We start from the raw sequence: 20318 nt of genomic DNA, 5'->3' as shown, positions 1-20318 counted from the left end.
AGGCCTTTCAAAGCTGCTGGAGTTGCGAAAGCGTGAGCGGGGCAACGGCGTAATCGCCGCTGCCGTCGAGACCGGTGACCTCGGCGATTGCGTCGATGTGGCGCGACGAGCCGCGGCCGGCGATGAAGACGAGCAGGTCGACGGCATCGGCGATGAGGCGGCGGGGAACGGTGACGACTGCTTCCTGTGCGAGCTGCTCGATACGGTAGAGTGCGGAGCGCGCCGAATTGGCGTGAACCGTGGCGATGCCGCCGGGGTGCCCGGTGTTCCATGCCTTCAGCATGTCGAGTGCTTCCGCACCTCTTACTTCGCCGACGATGATGCGGTCGGGCCTGAGCCGCAGCGTTGAGCGCACGAGATCGGCAAGGGTGACCGAGCCCCGCCTCGTTCTCAGGGCAACGCAGTCCCTGGCCGCGCACTGCAGTTCGCGCGTGTCCTCGATGAGGATCACCCGCTCGTCGCATTCTGCGACCTCCGCCAGCAGCGCATTGGCAAGGGTTGTCTTGCCCGAAGACGTGCCGCCGGCGACCAGGATGTTGCGCCGCTCGCGGACTGCCCTCTTGAGCACATCGACCTGCAGCGGCAGCATGATCCGGTCCGCGACATAGTCGGCCAGCGTGTAGAGCTTTGCCGCTGGTTTACGGATGGCAAAGCATGGCGCGAGCACGACCGGCGGCAGCAGACCCTCGAAGCGCTCGCCCGACGGCAGTTCGGCACTGACAATCGGATTGTCCGCGTGCGCCTCGACCCGCACATGGGAGGCGACCAGGCGGATGATGCGTTCCGCCTCGGACGGGTGCAGATGCACGCCCGTATTGACTCGGCCCTCGCCCAGCCGGTCGAGCCGCAGCGCACCGTCGGGATTGACCATCACCTCGATGACGGACGGATCGGCAAGGGCTTCGGTGATTGCCGGACCCAGGGCGGTGCGCAGCATGACACGCCGCCGGTGGTCGGCCTCGGGATGAGAGCTCATCCTTCCCCTCCCCCACCATTGTCTTTGCTAAGCGACCTTTTGCCGGAAGCGATCTGGCCGCCGACCTGCTCAACGAATTTGTCAAAACGCTCCTGGGCAATCGCCTGGGTCGCCCTGTCCGGCACAGGCGTGTGGGCATGAAGCGTGATCGAAAAGCGGATGAAGAGCGCCAGACTCTCCAGGATCACCTCGGCATCGCGCCTGACGTGGGCAAGGTCGCGGGAGAGCCGGTCAAGCCTTACGCCGTAGCGCCGATCGAACTCGTTCTCGCCACGCCGCTCGATGAACGCCTCGACCGCCTTCGCCACGATCGCTGATTTGGTCGTTGACGGATCGCGACTGAGGTTGTCCAGTTTCTCGCTGAGCTCCGGCTCAAGCAGAAACTGATGGCGAATGCGGTGGGGCTTCATGCGGCTCGTTCCGACGGCCCGGCGTTGCGCCGGCGACGGGAGAAGGATCGGCCAGACGCTCAAAATTGCTTATGGCCGTTATCTACGCTGAGATGCGCTCTGCAACTCAGCGGACTTCAGAAGCCGGGAATGACATCCTTGTCGTCGCCCCTGCCCTCGTTGATACCGTAGGCGCGGGCCGCAGTGGAAATCCGATCCATGACACGCTTGTCCGCGAGCGCTTCGCTGTCATCGTCTGCGGGCTTCAACAGATCGGCCTGATCGGGCTCTTGAGAGACAACAACGTCTTCTACGGGCAGGCTTGGATGGCGTTGCTGCTGAACGCCTCCCTCGTCTTCAACTGGCGCGTCGGCGCTTTCGTCGTCCGCAGCAAGTCGGCTATCGACGCTGCACACTTGTCCAGTCCAGCCGTCCGGGCGTGATGCAGGGCAGTCCGCATAGGGACCGTCGCGCAGCACCGGCGCAGGCAGCACCCGGTCTGTGAAATTCTGATCCTGATAATAGCGCAGCTTCTTGGCGCGGATCGGCGGCAACCCAGAAACCAGGACCAATTCGTCTGACGGCGGCAATTGCATCACCTCGCCTGGCGTCAGGAGCGGGCGCGCGGTTTCCTGGCGGCTCACCATGACATGCGAAAGCCAGGGCGCAAGCCGATGGCCCGCATAGTTGCGCATCGACCTAAGTTCGGTTGCGGTGCCGAGGGCATCCGAGATGCGCTTGGCCGTGCGTTCGTCATTGGAGGAAAAGGCAATTCGCACGTGGCAATTGTCGAGAATAGCATTGTTCTCGCCATAGGCCTTTGAAACCTGGTTCAAAGATTGTGCGATCAGATAGGAGCGAATGCCATAACCTGCCATGAAGGCGAGCGCCGTCTCGAAGAAGTCGAGGCGACCGAGCGCCGGAAACTCGTCCAGCATCATGAGCAGTTGATGCTTACGGCTCTTCTTCGGGTCCCCCTCCAGGCGCTCCGTCAACCGCCTGCCGATCTGGTTCAAGATCAGTCGCACCAAAGGCTTGGTGCGCGAGATATCCGAAGGCGGCACGACCAGATAGAGCGACAGCGGTCGCTCTCCATCCACTAGGTCAGCGATGCGCCAGTCGCAGGACGAAGTGGCCGTCGCGACCGTTGGATCACGATAAAGCCCGAGAAAGGACATGGCGGTCGAGAGGACGCCTGAGCGCTCGTTCTCCGACTTGTTCAGGAGTTCGCGAGCCGCCGAGGCCACTACGGGATGGACCTGAGGGTTATGCCCCGTCCCGAGATGGTTTGTCGTCATCATCCGCTGTAGCGTTGCGGCAAACGAGCGTTGCGGGTCCGACAGGAAGGTGGCGACGCGGGCCAGCGTCTTTTCCTCTTCAGCGTAGAGCACGTGCAAAATGGCGCCAACTAGGAGTGAATGGCTGGTCTTCTCCCAGTGGTTCCGTCGCTCCAGCGCGCCCTCGGGATCGACGAGGATGTCGGCGATGTTTTGAACGTCTCGGATCTCATCTGGGCCTTTGCGTACCTCCAGCAGCGGGTTGTAGCGTGCCGATCTCTGGTCGGTCGGATTGAACAGAAGGCAGTACGAGAATTTCGACCGCCAGCCGGAGGTCAACTGCCAATTTTCGCCTTTTATATCATGAATGATGGCAGACCCGGTCCAGGAAAGTAGCGTTGGAACAACCAGCCCCACGCCCTTGCCCGAACGCGTCGGCGCAAATGCCATGACGTGCTCCGGGCCGTCATGGCGCAGATAGCGATCGTTCAGCCTACCGAGGAAAACGCCCGCCGGCCGTAACAACCCTGCCGTCTCGACCTCATGAGTCGTGGCCCACCGTGAAGACCCATAGGTCGTAACCGACCCGCGCTGTCGCGCGCGCAAAAGCGAGCCAGCGATTGCGGCGGCACAGCCCAGGAATCCGCTGGCGCCTGCAAGCGTACCGGCTTTGTCGAAGACCTCCGGCGCATAAGCATCGAAGTGGAACCACCATTCAAACAGCTTCCACGGCTTGTAGATTGGCCAGCCGGCGAAGAGAAACCATGGTGCGCCGAGAGGCGTCTGGTAGGTCAGCATTTGAGCGCACCATTGGGTTGCCGTCCATACGCCGATAATGACAATTGCGCACACAACGGCGATCTGCCCGATCAGTAGCTTCGTAGGTGTCATCGGCTTGGCCCGCTGAACAACGCGACCTAGCATCGCGCGGCGCAGCCGGGACAGGAATGTTCCTCACATACGATTTGGGAGCAATGAACGACTTCCTACGTATCAGGTCGGTCAGCACGCGTGTTGCGCCTTCACGCGACACCATCCGCCACTCCATCCTTTCCATTCACCCTGAGGCCCGGCGCCGCCGACAGTTGCGTGACCGCTCCTCCGCAAAGTTATCTTCTGCGTTCAGGGAGCCACGGCGCCTGGGCTGGCTGATGAACACCGTCCGCTCGCGCATGTGGGGTCGAATTGATTTGTGCCCAAGTGGAGGCAGGCTCGTCTTCCAACAGTTGCCGCAGTTCCCCTGGCTCGAACGCCATCATCGGTGGGGAGGCGGGTTCATCCTCCAGCAGCTGCCGCGGCTCTTCCTCGTGCGGCAAGCGCCTCCTTAGCCGGTCTTGCAGCGCCTGCCGATCGGCAACGAGGTTGTCGAGGGGCAGCGGCTCGTGGTCTGGCCGCTGCCCTTTCACCAATCGTTCAACCAGCGCCCACGTGCCCTCCAGGACAAATACGCCGCAATCATAATGGTTCGTCTGTCTGGCCATGGGGGCTGGCGCCAAGGTGGCATTCAGCAGTCCTGCGAGCTGTTTTGCAGGCACGTCGTTATATCCCTCTCGCTGGAGGGAGTCGTAGTGATAGGCGAACCGCCTTTCCGGGTCGCGGCGATCAACGAGCAGCAGCGACCAATGGGTGCCGGGGCTAGTAGCCGTGCCATTATTCACTGGCAAGAACAGGAAGTCGGCTGTGGCGTTGTTTTGATTATAGATGGACTGCAATATGCCTCGAGCGTCTTGCGGCGACGTGTGTCGCAGTAGATGGGATACGGAAGGATCCACCAGCCGAGTCCGGGCAGCGAGCGCCGGATTGATCCCCTGCAGTTGCCCCTCCAGCAAATTGTAATCTCTCTGGATATGGGCGTCGCTCAGCCATTCGGCGGCGCCGAGCACCCGCCCCGTTGCAACGTTGGACGGGGCTGTCGGATCGAGCGCCCCGATCTGAGCCCCAGAGGAACTGGTAGTCAGTGTGGTCACATCAACCAGTGGAAGGCCGCGGTAGGTGCCTGGCAGCCTAGCGGTTGCTGGCGAGGCGGGTTGGGGAGCTCTTGCCGGTGCCGCTGGCCCAGCTTCAGCAGCGGCCCCAACGCGCCTGGTGACTGCGTCTGCCGGATGAGCAGAAAGGACAGTTTCGCGCCCGAGCACAATGCGCGGCAGGATATCCCGGAGGTGAGCCAATGCAGAACTGATACTTAGCCTATTACCATAGGAGACAGCCTTGAAGCTCTCAACATCTTTATCCAGCGATTTGTCGTGAATCCGAGCCGCAATCCCAAGCTTGTTATTTTGACGCAGGTACTGACTAAAATGTCTAAGAAAATTTGTATAGCCGCCCACGGTATCTGGATTCCGTCCGGTCGCAGGCGCTGCCAGGTACTCCTTGGTCGAAGCGGCTCTGTAATTTCTAATGAGCTCGGCATCGTCAGGATAGGGGATCACGACAGGGCGAGCCATAATCTGGGCTCCGCCTGTCGACTTCTTGAGGTAACGCAGTGCGCCAGCCACGGTGGAGGAACCACCCGTACTCTCGTACTCCTTGAGATCCTGATCCAGCGACGAATGGTAAAGCCGAGCAGCAAACCCTGGCTTGTTGTTTTGAAGGAGCCACCGACTAAAGCCGAAAAGAGAATTTACATTGTAAGTGACCGTGTTCGCTTTGGCCTTACCCGCGTGGAATGCTGCCCTCAGCCCTTCGATAGCGGTCGCATCGTTGGAATAGACAGGACGCTTGTCGGCACCGTCGGGGACTACAATTGGACGATCCGGCTGCACTGTCGAGGGCATCGACCCACCACCTCCGGGATGCGGTGCTGGGGTGGATTCGTGCTCATCCCTCTGCCTGACGAGCTGCGCCTCACATTCCGGTGTAGCCACCTTATGAGGATCCTGCATCGGTTCGATCCCCTCCATCTCCTGCTGCAACCAAGCCAAAGCTTGGCGAGCGGCCTGCGCGGCTTCATCAACCGCGGAGGATGTCTCCACACCTCTGGCGGACGCCGGCAGAGCCTGCTCCGCCCGCCGTCGAAAGAGCTCTGGCGAGGCGGATTTCTCCGCCCACAATCTGGGCTGCGTAGCGAGTCCCCGTCCAGATTTATGTGGCACCGCCTCGCTTGGCAGCGGGCTGCTCCTGTCCCGTGCAGCTACCAGCTCCTCCGGGGCGCCCTGGTCGCCGTGGCGCCAGTTCAAGTGAGGGACGGCCTCTCCAAAGTCGGGCGCTTGGTGTTGGTGCGCGGTTGGGGCGAGAGACAATGGTAGATCGGTGCCCTCCTTATAACCTACCGGCAGGAGCTCCTCTGGCCAATCGAATCCCTGCTGTGGTGCGGTATGCTGAGCAGCGTCGCCACGGGGACGAGCCTCCATGCTGACCGCGTTTTCCAGATGATTCCCGAGTATAACGCGCGGCGGGTTCTTGCGGAGATAAACCAGCGCAGATTCGATCGGAGCTCCACCATTAGAGGAGGCGGCCTTGTAGCTCTCAACATCTTTATCCAGCGATTTATCGTAAATGCGACCCGCAATTCCGAGCTTGTCATTTTGACGTAGGTAATGACTGAAATGGTTAAGAGCAGTTGCGTAGCCGCTCGCGGATCTGAAATGTCTGGTGAGCGCGGCGTCGTCAGGATGGGGGTTCAGGACAGCGCGACCCACAATCGGGCCGGCTCCGCCCATCGACTTCATCAATTGACGCAGTGCGCCAGCCACGGTGGAGGAACCACCCCTACTCTCGTACTCCTCGAGATCCTGGCTCAGCGACGGATGGTAAAGCCGAGCAGCAAGCCCTGGCTTGTTGTTTTGAAAGAGCCAACGACTAAAGCCGAAAAGAGAATTTGTGCTGCGAGTGACCGTGTCCGGCCTGGCTTTACCCGCAAGGAGTGCTGACTTCAGCCCTTCGATGGCGGTGGCATCGTTGGAATAAACAGGACGCTTGTCGGCACCGTCGGGGACCACAATTGGACGATCCGGCTGCACTGTCGAGGGCATCGACCCGTCGAGATGCGGTGCTGGGGTGTATTCGTGCTCGTCCCCCTGCATCACAAGTTGCGCCTCCCGTTCCGATGTACCCACCTGATGGGTGGGGAGTTGCATCATCACGCGAGCGCCTGAGTTGCCAACCTCACCTGGTTGCCGCTCAGTGACAGCATGCTGCAGATTGCTTTGGATCCTCTGCCTCTTCGTTGGTCTCAACTCACCTTTACCATGCGAGCCATTGACGAGGACCTCCTCGCCTGGCGCACCCATCAACTCGTCCGCCGCCTGCAGTTCGCCCAAGTGCTGCTCAAAACCGGCTTGGCCGGCCTGTCCGCTTGCTCGTGCGGTACGGCGTGCTGCACCTGCAGCCAAGCTGCCACGATGAATGTCTAGTTTGTACGGGTGCACGCTATCCTCACTTCCACAGATCACATGAGCAACCTACTCAGGCAAGCTTTCGAGAGGCTGACGAGGTCCGCCGCCGCGGAAGGCGAAGGCTGGTTTTCTGCTCAGCGGTTGACGGCCTCGCGTGTTGCGGCCGCGCCGGGTATCACGCCAATCAATCTGAATAGTCGATGCGTCAAACGAACCAGGATGGGATTTTCGTAGCGGGGCTGCTCTACTCACTCTTGTCCTGAGGGCAGAATTCAACCATATCGCCGAGCAACTGGATGCCGATTGGATACCCGATCCGGAAAGCTTCAGCTCCTATGTGACGCGATGATGAGGCCTGGTCTCGCAGCGGCATGCGTTCCGAGAGATGCTGCACCAGGTACGAGGCGACCTTATCCAACAAGGCACCACTTGCGCTGTTTTGTGGAGACGAGCGTCGGCATGCATCCATGCGGGTGCTTGAGTGGTGAAGACTCTGAACGACGGTTCCTATGGCGCTGCCGGCGCAATCAGCTGCTTGGGGACGCGTGACGCAGATCAAAGCTCCCCTTGCCGAGCACGGAGCAGGCGAGTGAGAGAGCAGATGAATAGGCGTGTCGCCAATATTTTCGCATTGCTCTAATCGATTATAGTTGTGAGGAGCAATTTGAGACCATTTACTTGCGGCTCAAGTCACCCATAAAAGAAGGCAAGCACCGATTCGGTAGCTTATCCCCTGTCTTTCGCGTACTCGCGGCCGTGGCGCCGGGTGAACGATTGAAGACCGCCGGTCTCACTCGCAGGTGGGTGCCAGGGCGTGGGGCGGTTGGCAAGCCACAGGAGTAGGACAATGTCGAAGGATTCGGGTAAGGGCGATAATCACGGCGGCGGACCGGGCAAGATCGAGATCACGGTGGTGGTGAACGGCCAGCCCACGCAGGTCGAAGCCAATCCCAACCAGCCGCTTCACGTCATTCGTACCAAAGCCCTTGAGAACACGCAGAATGTCGCCCAACCAGCCGAGAATTGGGAATTCAAGGATGAGGCCGGCAACTTGCTCGACGTCGACAAGAAGCTTGGCGATTTCGGTTTCCCGAATACTGTGACCCTGTTCCTCAGCCTGAAGGCGGGCGTCGCAGGTGCCTAAACCCCAAAGTGTGGATCCGGAGGTCTCCCGAGCGAAGTTTGATCGGGAGATCGGCCGGTTCCGGCCATATGCTGATGTCTATCGGGCTCAGGGCTGCTTCTTGATCGAGGCGACTTTTCCGCGCGCTTTCTTCATTTTCGCCAGCCCCAAGTTAAAGCCACGGGTGGTCAGCGCAGCGAGCGAGGTCGACTTCACCGACTACGACTTAAGACCACCGTCCGTGGTCTTCGTCGATCCGTTTACGCGTGATCCGATTGCCCGGAAAGATCTATACCTGAAAATGCTTAGACGTCCGCCGCTGCCCGGAACGCCGCCGGAGATGATAGGAGCTCTCATCCAGCAGAACGCCGTGCCGCTGACGGACTTCATCCAGGCCAACAGTCCCGAGGACGAACCATTCCTGTGCATGGCGGGCGTCCGGGAATACCACGACAATCCAGCCCATTCAGGTGATCCATGGCTACTTCATCGGGGTTCTGGCGAAGGCTGTTTGGCCTTCATCCTGGACAAGATCATCAAGTACGGAATCGTTCCTATAGAGCAGTTGCAGATTCAACTCCAACCGACAATCGTAGGAATGGTGGTATCCCCTCAGGCGATACAAGAATGACTGGTTTGAGAGATGTAACGATCGTGACTCTCCCGCGCGGCTGCATCTCGACCACGCATGGGCATCTGCGCTCAGTTGGTCGCGAGGGCAATGAGGGGATGGCACTTTGGGTCGGCGTTCAGGAAGACCGGCACTTTGCCGTAACAGAGACGGTTATCCCGGCGCAGCGTCACATTCGAACAAACGATGGCGTTTGCGTGATCGTTGCGGCCGAAGAACTGCACCGGCTCAATGTCTGGCTCTACAAAAGCGGCCTGAAACTCTTGGCCCAGATTCACAGCCATCCGGGCCGCGCCTACCATTCGACGACGGACGACGCTTATGCGGTTGCTACCACGGTTGGGTGTCTGTCGCTGGTGGTGCCGAATTTCGCCCGCGAGCCTTTCGATTTTGCTCGGGTCGCCGCCTATCGGCTTGACGAAAAGGCCAAATGGAATGCGCTCCCTCCCGCGGCACTGTCGCGAATGATCATGATATCGAGTTGAACAATGGCATTCGCTAACTTCATCGATCGCGCCGCCACGGCGGCATCTCAGGTCCTGGCCGATTTTCATCTGGGAGACTTCAAAGCAGCTCTTGAAAAGCAGGTCGTGGCAGTCGCCTTCGACCATCAGGCCGCTTCCTGCGCCGAAGGCCAGGCGACATTAGATCTTGCGGTGAGATTGCTCGCTAGGCTCTACCCGGTTCTGGCGATACTCCCGCTGGACAGCGCGGCGAGCTCTCAAGCCCAAGCGCTGGAGCGCTTGGCAAAGTCGATCAATCCAAAAGTCGGCATCCGGCGTTCCGGCAAGTCTGCCACCGTCTGCGTCGTTGCAGGGGTAACGCGCCCATCACTCCGGTGCCCGATCTTTTTCGTGGGATCGGACGGTTGGGCGGCAAAGCTGTCGCGTACGGACCCGGTGGGCTCTGGCCCAAGTCTGCTGCCTTATGGAGCTGGCGCCGCCAGTTGCTTCGGCGCCGCCAACGTCTTTCGAACTATCTTCGCCGCCCAGTTGACCGGCGCCGAGTTGGACGAAACCATCGACCTCTCGCTATGCAGCTACGACAAGACCAAAGCCGGGGAGGCTGGCCCGATCGACTTTCCAGTCGACCTTGGCGAAACCCACCTCGTTGGGCTCGGTGCGATAGGCCATGGCTCGCTTTGGGCGCTAGCGAGACAACCCGATCTCAAGGGTCGTCTGCATGTAATCGATCACGAAGCGATCGAACTCTCAAACCTGCAGCGCTACGCATTGGCCGGCCAGGCGGAGATTGGTATGTCCAAGGCGGTTCTTGCAGCCACCGCCCTTAGATCGACTGCCCTTGAGGTCGAGGCGCACCCTCTGACGTGGGCAGAATATGTTGCGCGCCGGGGCAATTGGGTCTTCGACCAAGTGGGTGTGGCGCTTGACACCGCCGCCGACCGTCTGGCTGTCCAAGGTGCACTGCCGCGATGGATCGCAAACGCTTGGACGCAGGAGCACGATCTCGGTATCTCCCGGCATGGTTTCGATGACGGCCAGGCTTGCCTTTGTTGCATGTACCTGCCATCCGGAAAATCCAAGGACGAGCACCAGCTGATTGCCGAGGAACTCGGAATACCGGAAGCACACGAGCAGGTGAAAACGCTCCTGCAGACCAATGCCGGAGTTCCCAACGACTTTGTAGTTCGCGTGGCTACAGCGATGGCTGTGCCGTTTGAACCGCTAGCCCCGTTTGTCGGCCAGCCCCTGCGCTCCTTTTATCAGCAGGCTATCTGCGGCGGTCTGGTGTTCCAGCTTAGCGAAGGAAGTCGCCGCGTTCGAACTGTCGTTCCGATGGCCTTTCAGTCGGTGCTTGCCGGGATTATGCTTGCCGCGGATTTGGTCAAACATAGTGCGGGGTTTCCCATGAGCCCGACGACGAGCACTCGGGTGAATCTTCTGCGCCCCCTTGGCTCTCACTTGCACGATCCGAAGGCCAAGGACTCCAGCGGCCGCTGCATCTGTAGCGACGACGATTTCATTGCCGCTTACAGGCGCAAATACGGCGAGCCCGTTGATCAGGTAAGCGATGTCTCGGCCGCCTAAGCAGACGCGCACCTCTCCGTGGACGCAGGGGGCGCGGCTTGTGGGCGTGACCATGGGCGCCATTATGACACGCTTGGCCCGCTCCTTTGCCCGCCTATCGTCCTCCGCGCATGATCCCTGACACCTCCTTGCCGACGTGATGATCCAGCACCAGCCGCCATGGCACCAGAGGCTGGTCAAACCTCCGTTGTTGGCCGGTTTGGACAGTGCTGCATCAGGTCTCGACCGACGTCTCGACAGTCAGGGCTGCTTCGACGGGTGTGAAGATGTCAACATCGACCCCAGGCGCCCGAATCGTCACAATCAGGGCGTACCGAGCCAGAGCGTCGACGCGTTCCAGGTAAGGCTTCTCCTTCCACCAGCCCCCGACCGGGAACACGCCGATCGCGTCACGCTCGGCGAGATCGGCGGCGCTGCCCGACCAGAAATCGGCGTGCAACGAGCCGCGATCGCGGAAGGTGCCGAGCAGCCACTCTTCTCCGCCTCCAGCAGGCGCCCCTTCCTCCTCGTCCCGAGCGGCCTGATTGATGCGGGCTCGGAATTCGTCGACTGTCTCGGTCGCTGACTTTACTCTGAACCGAAGACCATGGGACGCGTAACGATGCCGGCGGGTCCATCCGCGTTCACCGGGGTTGGGTTCGATGAAATAGGACAGCGTGACGCGGAGCTCGACCTGGGCAGCGCCGAGCGCCGCGAGCTGCTCCTTCGGCCAAGGCAGGCGATGCAGCTTCATGTCACGCGTTTTGGCAGCCGCGCCGCCCTCGCGCTGGAAAGGCTGAAGCTCATCTTCAACGATAAGCGTGAGGTCGTTCACCGTTGACAGAAGCGCGCGCCCAAGATCTGGCACGCCATAACCATAGCGCCGCACGAGCGCCTGGATCTCGCCCTTCGCTCCGTTGCACGCATCGATGCGTGCGCGCATCGCCGGAGTCCATTCGGCCGAGTGGACGATCAGGGCGCGAACCGTTTCAGGCCACAGCTCGGGGCGCGCTGATAGAATTAGTCCCGCCATCCGTGCGGCATGGGCCGTTGCCGCGCTCGTATCTCCGAGGGTGGTGAAGTGGCGCAGTTCGGGTCGATAGAAAGTGGTCAATATCTGCAGATCGTCGATCGGCTCGCCAGGCAACACACCGTCATGGGCGAGATTGCCGCCTTCGAAGACGACCTCGGGCTTCACCGGCCACTGCCTGTCCCAAACGACCGAAGTGCGACTGCGCGGCGAGAGCTCGCCGACCGGCGCGATCGGAGCGTAGCCCGCAAAGTCGGTGTCAATGATATCGACCTTTTCTGTGAAAGCGCCGACCGTCAGCGCATTCCAGGCCTGAGAAGGATCATCGACTGCTTCCAGATCGTTGCGCGTCAAATGCTCGGCCGGCATGAGGTCATCGCCGATGTTGCCGGCAGAGAGAACGATCAAGCGTCGCTGTTCCTCTTCGAAACAGAGTTGGTCGATAGCGGCAGACCACGATGTGGGCCTTCCACGCGCCGGACTGGCGCTTGTCACAGCCATTGCGATCGCGCGGCGGCGCTCCGGCGCCTGCACCTCGGCGCGGGCGATCGCTTCCGCGGTGATCGCGCCATAGAGTTCTGGATCGTTTGCCTCGTCTTCTGGCGGAAGGATACGAACACTCTCCAGCCGAAAGGGCAATGGAACTGGATCGCCTCCGACCAGGAGCGGGACCAGATCACCGTACAGGCCGACACCTGCCATTCGCGTCCCGTGGCCGCTCCACGCAGGTGTGTCGTCGCTGCCCCATGCCGGTTTGACGGTGTGCCAGTCTTCAACGGCAAGTGCGGGTTCGATCAACGGGTGGGTGCGACGCACGCCGCTGTCGAGAATGCAGACCGCAATATCGGTTGAGGCGGTCTGACGCGCCCGAGAAGCTCGTCGCTCCAGTCCCTTTGCTCCGCGCCGCCAAGGCCCATGAAGAAGGACGGCGTATCCTTCGCGCGCCGCAGCTCGGCGACGACATCGCTGTGCGCAATCATGCGGTCGAGCATTGCCGTGCTGGCGAGTGCCAGCATGACCACCCGCTCCGGAAACCTGACCGCATGCGTGCGCAAAGTGATGTTCAGGGCTTCGGCAATGTGCTCGAAGTTCTCGCGGCGACCGTCGCGCAGCCAGACTTCCCACCACACCTGCTCGTCAGCGGCCTGGGGGAAGAGGTCGTCGTGGTCGGTAAACAACGATCGTGCAGTCGCCAGCCTGACTGTCTCCATGCGGGAGACGAGCGGCTCGTTGCGCGGTCTGCCGCGGTCAGTGTCAACGTCTCGATACGCCTCGACTTTCCGCAAATAATAGGCTTGCGCGCTTTGCGGCAGGAACACCGACGCTGTGATGGGAGCACCGGGTTGAGTTGGCTCATGGACGGCGACCAGCTCCATGTGCTGGCGACGATCGGCCAACTGGTCGAGGGCCGCCCGTCCGGACATGGGCAGATCGATCTCGATATAAAAGCCAGGCGTGCCGACCGACAGCTGGGGGTCACGCGCCGCAATCTGCTGGCGTGCACTTTCGACCGCTTGTTCGATGGATTGCGTCAAGGCCGCAGCATGCGACGCCCGATCACGCGCCGGCAGCGGCGGTGCATGTATAAGTTGGTTGGGCCGCCGATAGGCTTCCCGAATGCCGTTGTTGCGAAGGTGGATATGGGCGCGGTCGCGCGGAAAATCGTCTGCCATTATGATCTGTGCTGTCGCTACTCAGACAGCGAAGCCTGCCGGCGTTCCTTCAGAGCGTCGATGAGCGCTTCCGAGGTGATCCGCCCCCCCCCGCAATATGATGGTTTTTGCAGCGTCGTCGGCCGCGCGGGTGATCTCGGCCTGCGACAGTCTCTCTGCCTGAGAGATCGCCTCGTTCCAGGCAAGCCCTCTGGTGTCGAAGCGGTCGAGTCGAGCCCGAAGCAGCGCCTCGATAATCGGCCGATCGGGCACGGCGTATTCGATGACATCGTCGAAACGGCGGAACAAAGCTCTGTCGAGCAGCTCGGGATGATTTGTTGCCGCAATAATCAGGCTGTGGCTGTCGTCTTGCTCGAGAAACTGCAGAAACGAATTCAGCACGCGCCGAATCTCGCCAACATCCTGGCGTTCGCCTCGACGCGCGCCGATGGCATCGAATTCGTCAAAGAAGTAGACGCCCCGCGTCGCCTGCATTGCATCAAAAACAAGCCGCAGCTTTCCGGCAGTCTCTCCCATGAACTTGGTGATCAAACCATCGAGGACGATCGTGAAAAGGGGCAGATGAAGCTCCCCGGCCAATGCCGATGCGGTCATCGTCTTGCCTGATCCTGGCGGGCCGACCAGAAGCAGTTTGCGACGGGGAACAAGCCCGTGCTCGCGCAAGCTTGCTTGTTGGCGCTGCTCTCCCAGCACGCGGTGCAGGCGCGAGCGCAGACTGTCCGGCAAAATCATGTCGGTCAGTCGCAGGTCCGGATAGCGCACATGCAGGAGCCCTGCGAGCTCGCCCTTTGGCTGAAAAAGGGGAACCGGCCGACTGCTCTTGGCAATCCGGGCGTCCCTGCTCTTGGCTGCGTCGACCAGATCCTTGAGCTCCTGAGCAAGCTTGCCATGGCCTTGACGTGCCTCATGCGCAGCAAGCTGCATCGCGATAGAGAGGAAACGATCCTCGTCGCCGGCAAAGTGGCTTTTAAGCAGCGTCACGATATGGCGGGCCGTGGTCATGGCTCTCTTCTGGGGTATCCGTTTACTTGGCGAAGCGCATGCAACCTAAACGCTTTCAACGGCGATTTGTATCGCGCAATGGTGTTTTTTCTCTTGTCGATGTTCGCCCGTGGCAACTTCAGCGGTGAACTGTTGCGCCGCGGTCATAGGCCAGCCGGAATAACGCCGGCCAGCAGACAACAGTCCGCATCTTCGAGCGCTCGAAGTCTGGCCACTCACGCAGCGTGTCGGGTCCGAACGCTCCAAAGCCGCCCCGCCTGGCAGGTCCATGCGACCGATTGCGGGCGTGCGGCCATAAGGTCTACGCGGGCTCGCATGGCTGCCCGCGCCGCTGGCTAAAAAAGCTGTACACCATCTCACGAAACACCAGGTCCGCTCCTTTGCCGGCCGACGGTCCATGAAATCCCCTCCCCACTCACGACACCGGAGACCTCCTTGCCCACATGGCGCTCAAGCACCGGCCGCCATGGCACCAGCGTGAACTCGCGCGACTTCTCAACGACGGCATATTTTCCGCTGGCAAGCTCGACGGAGCGGCGGAGCGTACCCTCTACTCGTCCTCCGGATCGCGCTTCGGCATAGGGCAGGCCAAGTTCCTCCGACAGTTGGCCAGCAACACGGTTCAGTTCTCGCTGGCGCAGGATCGAAAGCATGTTGGCTCGATAGACGATCCGATCCTGTTCTTCATGCGCGTGGCCTTGCGCGATCAGCCACTCCCGCCGGCGAGCTTGCGCCTCTCTCACGTCGCAGCCGAAGCCGGATCCGTGCAAAGGCTCGGGTCTATCGGCAACCAGCTCCCGGTCGAGCCAGGTGGCGCCGTTGAAGCTGACCTGTCGCTCCAGCGCCATTGAGGAGAGCTTGTCGACAACGAAAGGCTCGGCCCTGGCCCGCTGGCCCTCATAATTCGCGACGCGATCGAGATGGTCCGGCGCGATGAGCCAGGTGCCGTTCGGCTCTCGCTCAACGCCGCCGGTCGCGCGGCGGATCGCCTCCAGCCGCCGCACATGCGTTCGCGCAAAGCTCTCGGTGGCGGATGGGTCATGCTTCAGGTGGATATCGACGTCGTAACGGCCGCCATTCGCGGCGGCGATTTCGGCGATGGTACGATCGACCCGCCTCGGCTCGGTGTTCCTTGGCGCGACACGCACGATGCAGCCATTAGGCATCGTTTCCATCGCCTCGCCTCTACCGATGTCGATCCAATGGCTCTTACCGTCGACGGCGTCGACGATCATGTAGTGGCGGTCATTGATCTCGTCGGCCAGTCCACGCGCGACAACGCGACCGACGAGAGACTGGACGGGCTCGCCGGCTCGATCGTGGATCACCCAGTCGGCGGCACTGCGTGCAAGCCCCTTGCCGGCCAGTTCGCGGTGGATGGTCTTGATGATGTCGCCGCGTTCGCCGGTGCGGCGCAGCGTGGCTTCGAGCTCATCGTCGAGGCGCCAGGAGCCAGCGCCGACCTCCGCGGCCAGACCCATCCGCTCGAGCTTGCGCAGCCGTCCCTGGTGCAGCGTCTGGCGAATGGCGTCGGGACCGCCCGGCGAGACCAGCCCGTCATCATCACGCATGCTGAGCAGCCGACGGTCGATGCTGGTGAAGCGTTCCTGCTCCATTTCCCGGCGCAGGCGAAGCTCAATCTCGCGGTCGGTTCGCGGACCGAGATCGAGGCTGACCAGCTCGGCCGCCCGCTCGCGGATGCCAGATGAGATATATTCGCGCGCGATGACCAGGTTCTCGCCACGGTCGTCCCTGCCTCGGACGATGATGTGGCTGTGCGGGTGGCCGGTGTTGAAATGATCAACCGCGACCCAGTCGAGCTTCGTGCCGAGGTCTTCCTGCATCTGCGCCATGAGCCGCCGCGTCAGCGCCTTCAGGTCTTCATACTCGATGCCGTCTTCGGCAGCGACGATGAAGCGGAATTGGTGGCGGTCGCCGTCCGCGCGATCGATGAACGCCTTGCCGTCGACGCGGTCGCTGTCGGCGCCGTAGAGCTCGCCAGGCGCACCTTCTCGGGTGACGCCGTCGCGCTGAAGATAGCGTAGATGGGCACGCGCCCCGTCCGCGCCCTTGCCGGCGAGCTTGACGATCCGCGCCTTGACGATCACCCGGCGCTGGCGGAAGGCGGCATACCGGTCGCGCGATTTCAGCAGCGCCGCAGCCGCCCCGCCGCGCCCTGTCCGGCTGCCCGTGAAGCGACCGCCGGGCTGGGGCTGGCCGCCGGCTCGGTTGACGGCTGCCCGGACTTGACCGGCATAGCGTTTGCCTGCCTTCGAGCCGCGCGACCCGATTTTGCCGAGCTTCGGCCTGAACTCGTCATCCTTCATGCGAGCCTCCCAGACATATCAAGCAAAATCAGACACTTACACGTCCAACCCTCTTGGCACCGGCGGCAGCCTCCTGGAAAAACGATGTGCAGACAAAGATTTAACCGCCTCCTGGAGGCGGTACCTTTATCTTGCCTTACGCGCCCAGCCCCGCCAGACGCGCCCCCGTCCGCCCATGGCTAACGCACCGGCTCCTTCGGCTGCGCGCCGTCCTTGCCGAGCGGCACGAAGAGATCGCCGTTTCGCACGCCTGAGTGAACACCGTCATGAATGAAGAACAGCGACCGTCCGAGAGGAGCGATTTGCGCCTTTGGAGCGACAGATTGGCTTTCGAACGCCTCGATGTCGGCCGCCGAAACTCCGGCCGCCTTGAGTTGGTCGAGGTACTCGACGGTCTCTTCTGGCAGCGGTTTGCCACGCTTCAAATGCTCGTCGTAGCGCTCGGGACCGGCATTGTAGGCGCCAAACAGGCCAGGAAATCCGAAGCGGTCATACATGGCGCTGAGATAGGCCGTGCCGGCCAGGATATTGTCGCGCGGATCGTGGGGGTTAGGCCCAAGGCCGTGTTCGACCCGCATCTCCTCATAGGTGCCGGGCATCACCTGCATGAGGCCCATGGCGCCAGCGGGGGAGGTGATGGGGCGGCCGCCGCGCATTGTCTTGCCGCCGCTTTCGGCAGCCATGACGGCATAGATCCAGGCTTGGGGAATATGGAAGCGCCGGCTTGCTTCCGATACCAACGTCTGCCACTTTCGCAGCTGCGGACTTTGGGAGATGGCGACCGGCTCAGCGCCGGTCGAGGCGGAACAGGCGCATGGCGCAATGGCGATCATGCCCAACAAGAGGAGGGTCACTCGGTCCATAGCGGTACGAGCCTCCCGATGACATTTTGAGTGGGAACAGGCCCGAAATAGCGGCTGTCGAAGGAGCGGTTTTTGTCGCTGCCGAGCAGGAAAACCTCGTTATCCCCGAGCGCTCGGCAGCCGTTCCACCATGGCAAAGGTCGGCCTTCGGCGTCGATTTTGAGCCGGCGCGCGACGATGTCGCCGCCGATGATGATGGCGTCATTGAAGGCGCAGACATTATCGTCCGGCAGCGCTGCAAGACGTTTTGCCAGCGGCACATTGCGAGGCAGATAGCTGCGCTCGGCGGCGAGATACGCCGCGTATTCAGGCGGGCGCACGAGCACGAGATCGCCACGCGCCAGCGCTCCCGCAGCGATGCGGTAAAGGCCGATCGGCGCGCTGGCCGAGGCGTTCCAGACCAGCCAAGGGGTGGGCTTTCCCAGCGCCGTGAAGCCCAAAAGACCGAGACCGGCCGCGGCCAAGGCGACCGTCTTACGGGCTCGAACACGCCTCAGGCGGCTGCCGATCAGATGGATGGAAGGGCGCCGCCTCATGAACGGCCTCCCGTGCCGCCCTGGCCGGAACCGGCCTTGCCATCGCCGGCGGTGGAGTGCTGCGGGTGTCCTTTCGACCAATGGTCGAGTTCGTCGATGTGATAGCGGACATAGCGGCCGTGCTTGCGGAATTTCGGGCCGCCGCCCTTGAGCCGCATCTTTTCGAGCGTGCGCTGGGAGAGCCCGATATAGAAGGCGGCTTGGGCTGTGCTGAGAAACGGGCTGCCCTTTTTCGCGCGGGCCGCGCGTTCGTTTTCGTCGTCCATGATGATCCTCGTTTCGCTTCGGACAAGCGAGGGCGAGGATGGGCGAGGGAGATCGTCTCGGGGACGGGCGAAGAGTCGGGGGAGAGTTTTCGCCGCCCTTTAGGGCGGACGGGGTTTGGGTGGAACTCCTGGGAATGAGCCCCGCGCCGGGGCTGCGGCGCGAGGCTCTATCTCGGCCGGTCAGTCGGCCGGGTTCCAGATGATGGCGTAGGTGTCGTGATCGTCCTGGCCGGCGGCGCGGCCGAGATTGGCGTAGAGCTTGCGCGGTCCGAACTCCGGCGCTGCAATCGACAGGCTCACATAATCCTTGCCGGAAGTCTCGCCGGTGCGGATCCAGCCGGCGCCAACTTCGACTCCTTGCGTAAGCACCCGGAAGTCGGGATGGTTGTCGGCGCTCTTGGCCTGGTTGGGGACGATATCGATGTCGGCGCGGACGCTGAGCGTCTTGAGCTGGCCCTTGTAGGCGCCGTTTTCCTGCTTGTTGACGTAACCGATCGCGGTCATTTCGAAGTCTCCTTTTGTGGTTTCGCCGGGGACCATCCCCTGCGATGGCGCACCGTAATGGGCGCGTCAGGACCGCCTGAATCCGACAGGGCCGCAGCGACAGCGAAGGATCCGAGCGGGCAGCTTTTTTGTGAGCGAAGCGGCGCGAGGAAGCCGCCGCAGGCGGCGGGGAAAAAAGCTGATGGCGAGGGTTTCGGGCGGCCGGACCCGCCCATAGGTCGACAAGCCAGCCGCAGGGATGGTCCTTGGAGAGAGCATGGAGACCGCTCGCCAAGTGCGGTCTTTCAGCCAAGCAGGACGCCGGGATGAAACGGCCTGCAAAGATGCTGCGCCCTTATGCCGGATCGAGATCGTGCCAGCGGGTCGGGCGCCAGAGCAGACATCCGGCATGGTGCGATCTATGAAAGCAGGGCTCGCCAGCGGGAATTTGATACGCGAAGGGGCCAAAGCAAGGCTGGATGAGAAGCCGGTGCTACCTGCAGGTCCAGTGTCATGTGGCGGCGCTCGGGAAACCGCTACGCAACGTGACGCGCTCTTATGAGGCGAACAGACCGGCCCCAAAACCGATCGACCGGTGGTCGGCGCGAAACGCGTCATGCCTGTCCGAAAGCTGACAGTGGCAGAAGACGCATGTCGGGTTCCGCACAATTGACCATGCTGGATTTGTGAGGTTTTCAGGGAGAGCCATGCGTTCACTACCCAGTGAGCTTTGGCACGGCATTTGCACTTGAGATGTGGCAACACGGATCGAAGGTTGACTGCATGCACAAGCGCGAGATGAGCAATGCTCTCCTTTCCTGGAGGCTTGGCAGCAGATTCGATTGTGACGTTGCGAGGAGCTTCAGCCGCTCGCGGCGGAAGTGATCTCAAATCTGAAGGCACCGTTGGGGCCGCAGCCATCAAACACATCTTTCTCTTTTTCGCAGCTCGTCATCAACGCGATGCGGACTTCTTCGCGTCGACGGCGGCCGAAGGTGGAGAAGGGCTCGACTTGCAAAAAGGAGTTGTCAATGACGTCTTACGTTCGCACCAACAGCCCGGCGCAGGTGCGCTCACTGTCCACCTTTGGCAAGCATCTGCAAAGGAGCGTGCTGACGGCGACGCTGCTTGCCGCGGCTTCGACGGGAAGTGAAGCGCAGCCCTATGTTCGTGCTGACGGCAGCACGACTGACGACTTGGAAGCGGCGCGCGCAAGTTGGCGTCATGACGCCGAATTCAATGGAAATGTGGGGCTCGCAGCCATCAACGCGGATGCGCGTATGCGTTGGGTTCCACCGGGGAGGGGGCCAGAGCTCCTCGCCTGCCCTCGTCCGTCTTGACGAGTGCCCGCTTACAGCCTACCTCACTATCGCGTTAGCAC

The 20318-nt window shown here is 61.7% G+C and carries 14 protein-coding genes and 2 pseudogenes; 5 read left to right on the top strand and 11 right to left on the bottom strand.

The window, feature by feature from the left end:
* Nucleotides 1–7 precede the first annotated feature (7 nt).
* The 4 genes from trbB to EOA79_RS01760 form a co-directional block, all read right to left on the bottom strand.
* Nucleotides 8–976, bottom strand: coding sequence for a P-type conjugative transfer ATPase TrbB (gene trbB / locus EOA79_RS01775; protein WP_091595797.1), 969 nt, complete (start codon nt 974–976; stop codon nt 8–10).
* Nucleotides 973–1386: a CopG family transcriptional regulator gene (locus EOA79_RS01770; protein WP_127334879.1), complete on the bottom strand. Its 414-nt coding sequence runs from the start codon at nt 1384–1386 to the stop codon at nt 973–975. Before EOA79_RS01770 ends, trbB begins: the two co-directional genes overlap by 4 nt.
* 116 nt (nt 1387–1502) lie before the next feature.
* Nucleotides 1503–3533 carry a conjugal transfer protein TraG gene (locus EOA79_RS01765; protein WP_127334878.1) on the bottom strand — a complete coding sequence of 677 codons (2031 nt, stop codon included), beginning with the start codon at nt 3531–3533 and terminating at the stop codon, nt 1503–1505.
* 218 nt (nt 3534–3751) lie between these two features.
* Complete coding sequence (locus EOA79_RS01760) at nt 3752–6901, bottom strand: Ulp1 family isopeptidase (RefSeq protein ID WP_245489832.1); 3150 nt, start codon at nt 6899–6901, stop codon at nt 3752–3754.
* Nucleotides 6902–7823: 922 nt separating this feature from the next.
* On the opposite strand from EOA79_RS01760, the gene EOA79_RS01755 reads away from it, so the two are divergent.
* The 4 genes from EOA79_RS01755 to EOA79_RS01740 are packed head-to-tail and all read left to right on the top strand — an operon-like array spanning nt 7824 to nt 10778.
* Nucleotides 7824–8120, top strand: a complete 297-nt coding sequence (locus tag EOA79_RS01755) for a DUF2604 domain-containing protein (RefSeq protein ID WP_024505654.1) — start codon at nt 7824–7826, stop codon at nt 8118–8120.
* Entirely contained in the window at nt 8113–8730 is a 618-nt protein-coding gene (locus EOA79_RS01750; protein WP_091595799.1) for a putative metal-binding protein, read from the top strand. Before EOA79_RS01755 ends, EOA79_RS01750 begins: the two co-directional genes overlap by 8 nt.
* Nucleotides 8727–9215, top strand: coding sequence for a Mov34/MPN/PAD-1 family protein (locus tag EOA79_RS01745; RefSeq protein WP_091595801.1), 489 nt, complete (start codon nt 8727–8729; stop codon nt 9213–9215). The genes EOA79_RS01750 and EOA79_RS01745 overlap by 4 nt, the downstream gene beginning before the upstream one ends.
* A gap of 3 nt (nt 9216–9218) precedes the next feature.
* On the top strand, nt 9219–10778 hold the full coding sequence (locus EOA79_RS01740) for an E2 ligase fold family C protein (RefSeq protein WP_091595803.1): 1560 nt from the start codon (nt 9219–9221) through the stop codon (nt 10776–10778).
* Nucleotides 10779–10992: 214 nt separating this feature from the next.
* On the opposite strand, the pseudogene EOA79_RS01735 reads toward EOA79_RS01740, so the two are convergent.
* From EOA79_RS01735 to EOA79_RS01705, 7 genes and pseudogenes are all read right to left on the bottom strand, one after another.
* Nucleotides 10993–13460: pseudogene (locus EOA79_RS01735) on the bottom strand (S8 family peptidase).
* A 17-nt stretch (nt 13461–13477) separates the two neighbouring features.
* Nucleotides 13478–14462, bottom strand: a pseudogene (locus EOA79_RS01730) (ATP-binding protein).
* Nucleotides 14463–14818: 356 nt separating this feature from the next.
* A complete protein-coding gene (rlxS, locus tag EOA79_RS01725; protein WP_126038545.1) occupies nt 14819–16789 on the bottom strand; it encodes a relaxase/mobilization nuclease RlxS in 1971 nt (656 codons plus the stop codon).
* A gap of 179 nt (nt 16790–16968) precedes the next feature.
* The gene (locus EOA79_RS01720) at nt 16969–17652 is read right to left on the bottom strand and encodes a lytic transglycosylase domain-containing protein (RefSeq protein WP_024505647.1); all 684 of its coding nucleotides are present in this window, start codon (nt 17650–17652) and stop codon (nt 16969–16971) included.
* The gene (locus EOA79_RS01715; protein WP_029354919.1) at nt 17640–18188 is read right to left on the bottom strand and encodes a S26 family signal peptidase; all 549 of its coding nucleotides are present in this window, start codon (nt 18186–18188) and stop codon (nt 17640–17642) included. Before EOA79_RS01715 ends, EOA79_RS01720 begins: the two co-directional genes overlap by 13 nt.
* Nucleotides 18185–18454 (bottom strand): helix-turn-helix domain-containing protein, encoded by a 270-nt coding sequence (locus tag EOA79_RS01710; RefSeq protein ID WP_029354917.1) that lies wholly within the window; start codon nt 18452–18454, stop codon nt 18185–18187. Before EOA79_RS01710 ends, EOA79_RS01715 begins: the two co-directional genes overlap by 4 nt.
* A gap of 180 nt (nt 18455–18634) precedes the next feature.
* Complete coding sequence (locus EOA79_RS01705) at nt 18635–18958, bottom strand: DUF736 domain-containing protein (protein ID WP_029354915.1); 324 nt, start codon at nt 18956–18958, stop codon at nt 18635–18637.
* A gap of 784 nt (nt 18959–19742) precedes the next feature.
* Here EOA79_RS01705 and EOA79_RS32580 point away from each other — a divergent pair.
* Nucleotides 19743–20090, top strand: coding sequence for a hypothetical protein (locus tag EOA79_RS32580; protein WP_126038541.1), 348 nt, complete (start codon nt 19743–19745; stop codon nt 20088–20090).
* The last annotated feature ends 228 nt before the right edge of the window (nt 20091–20318 follow it).

Source organism: Mesorhizobium sp. M1A.F.Ca.IN.020.03.2.1 (assembly GCF_004023205.1).
GTDB lineage: Bacteria > Pseudomonadota > Alphaproteobacteria > Rhizobiales > Rhizobiaceae > Mesorhizobium.
The sequence above is the reverse complement of the archived record's forward strand: the minus strand, read 5'-3'. Positions and strand labels throughout refer to the sequence as shown.

Excerpts from the sequence above, each read along its gene's own strand:
- EOA79_RS32580 (WP_126038541.1), top strand. The coding sequence starts at position 19,743 with ATGCTCTCCTTTCCTGGAGGCTTGGCAGCAGATTCGATTGTGACGTTG.
- rlxS (WP_126038545.1), bottom strand. The coding sequence starts at position 16,789 with ATGAAGGATGACGAGTTCAGGCCGAAGCTCGGCAAAATCGGGTCGCGC.
- EOA79_RS01745 (WP_091595801.1), top strand. The coding sequence starts at position 8,727 with ATGACTGGTTTGAGAGATGTAACGATCGTGACTCTCCCGCGCGGCTGC.
- EOA79_RS01740 (WP_091595803.1), top strand. The coding sequence starts at position 9,219 with ATGGCATTCGCTAACTTCATCGATCGCGCCGCCACGGCGGCATCTCAG.
- EOA79_RS01770 (WP_127334879.1), bottom strand. The coding sequence starts at position 1,386 with ATGAAGCCCCACCGCATTCGCCATCAGTTTCTGCTTGAGCCGGAGCTC.
- EOA79_RS01710 (WP_029354917.1), bottom strand. The coding sequence starts at position 18,454 with ATGGACGACGAAAACGAACGCGCGGCCCGCGCGAAAAAGGGCAGCCCG.
- EOA79_RS01765 (WP_127334878.1), bottom strand. The coding sequence starts at position 3,533 with ATGACACCTACGAAGCTACTGATCGGGCAGATCGCCGTTGTGTGCGCA.
- EOA79_RS01705 (WP_029354915.1), bottom strand. The coding sequence starts at position 18,958 with ATGACCGCGATCGGTTACGTCAACAAGCAGGAAAACGGCGCCTACAAG.
- trbB (WP_091595797.1), bottom strand. The coding sequence starts at position 976 with ATGAGCTCTCATCCCGAGGCCGACCACCGGCGGCGTGTCATGCTGCGC.
- EOA79_RS01755 (WP_024505654.1), top strand. The coding sequence starts at position 7,824 with ATGTCGAAGGATTCGGGTAAGGGCGATAATCACGGCGGCGGACCGGGC.
- EOA79_RS01720 (WP_024505647.1), bottom strand. The coding sequence starts at position 17,652 with ATGGACCGAGTGACCCTCCTCTTGTTGGGCATGATCGCCATTGCGCCA.
- EOA79_RS01715 (WP_029354919.1), bottom strand. The coding sequence starts at position 18,188 with ATGAGGCGGCGCCCTTCCATCCATCTGATCGGCAGCCGCCTGAGGCGT.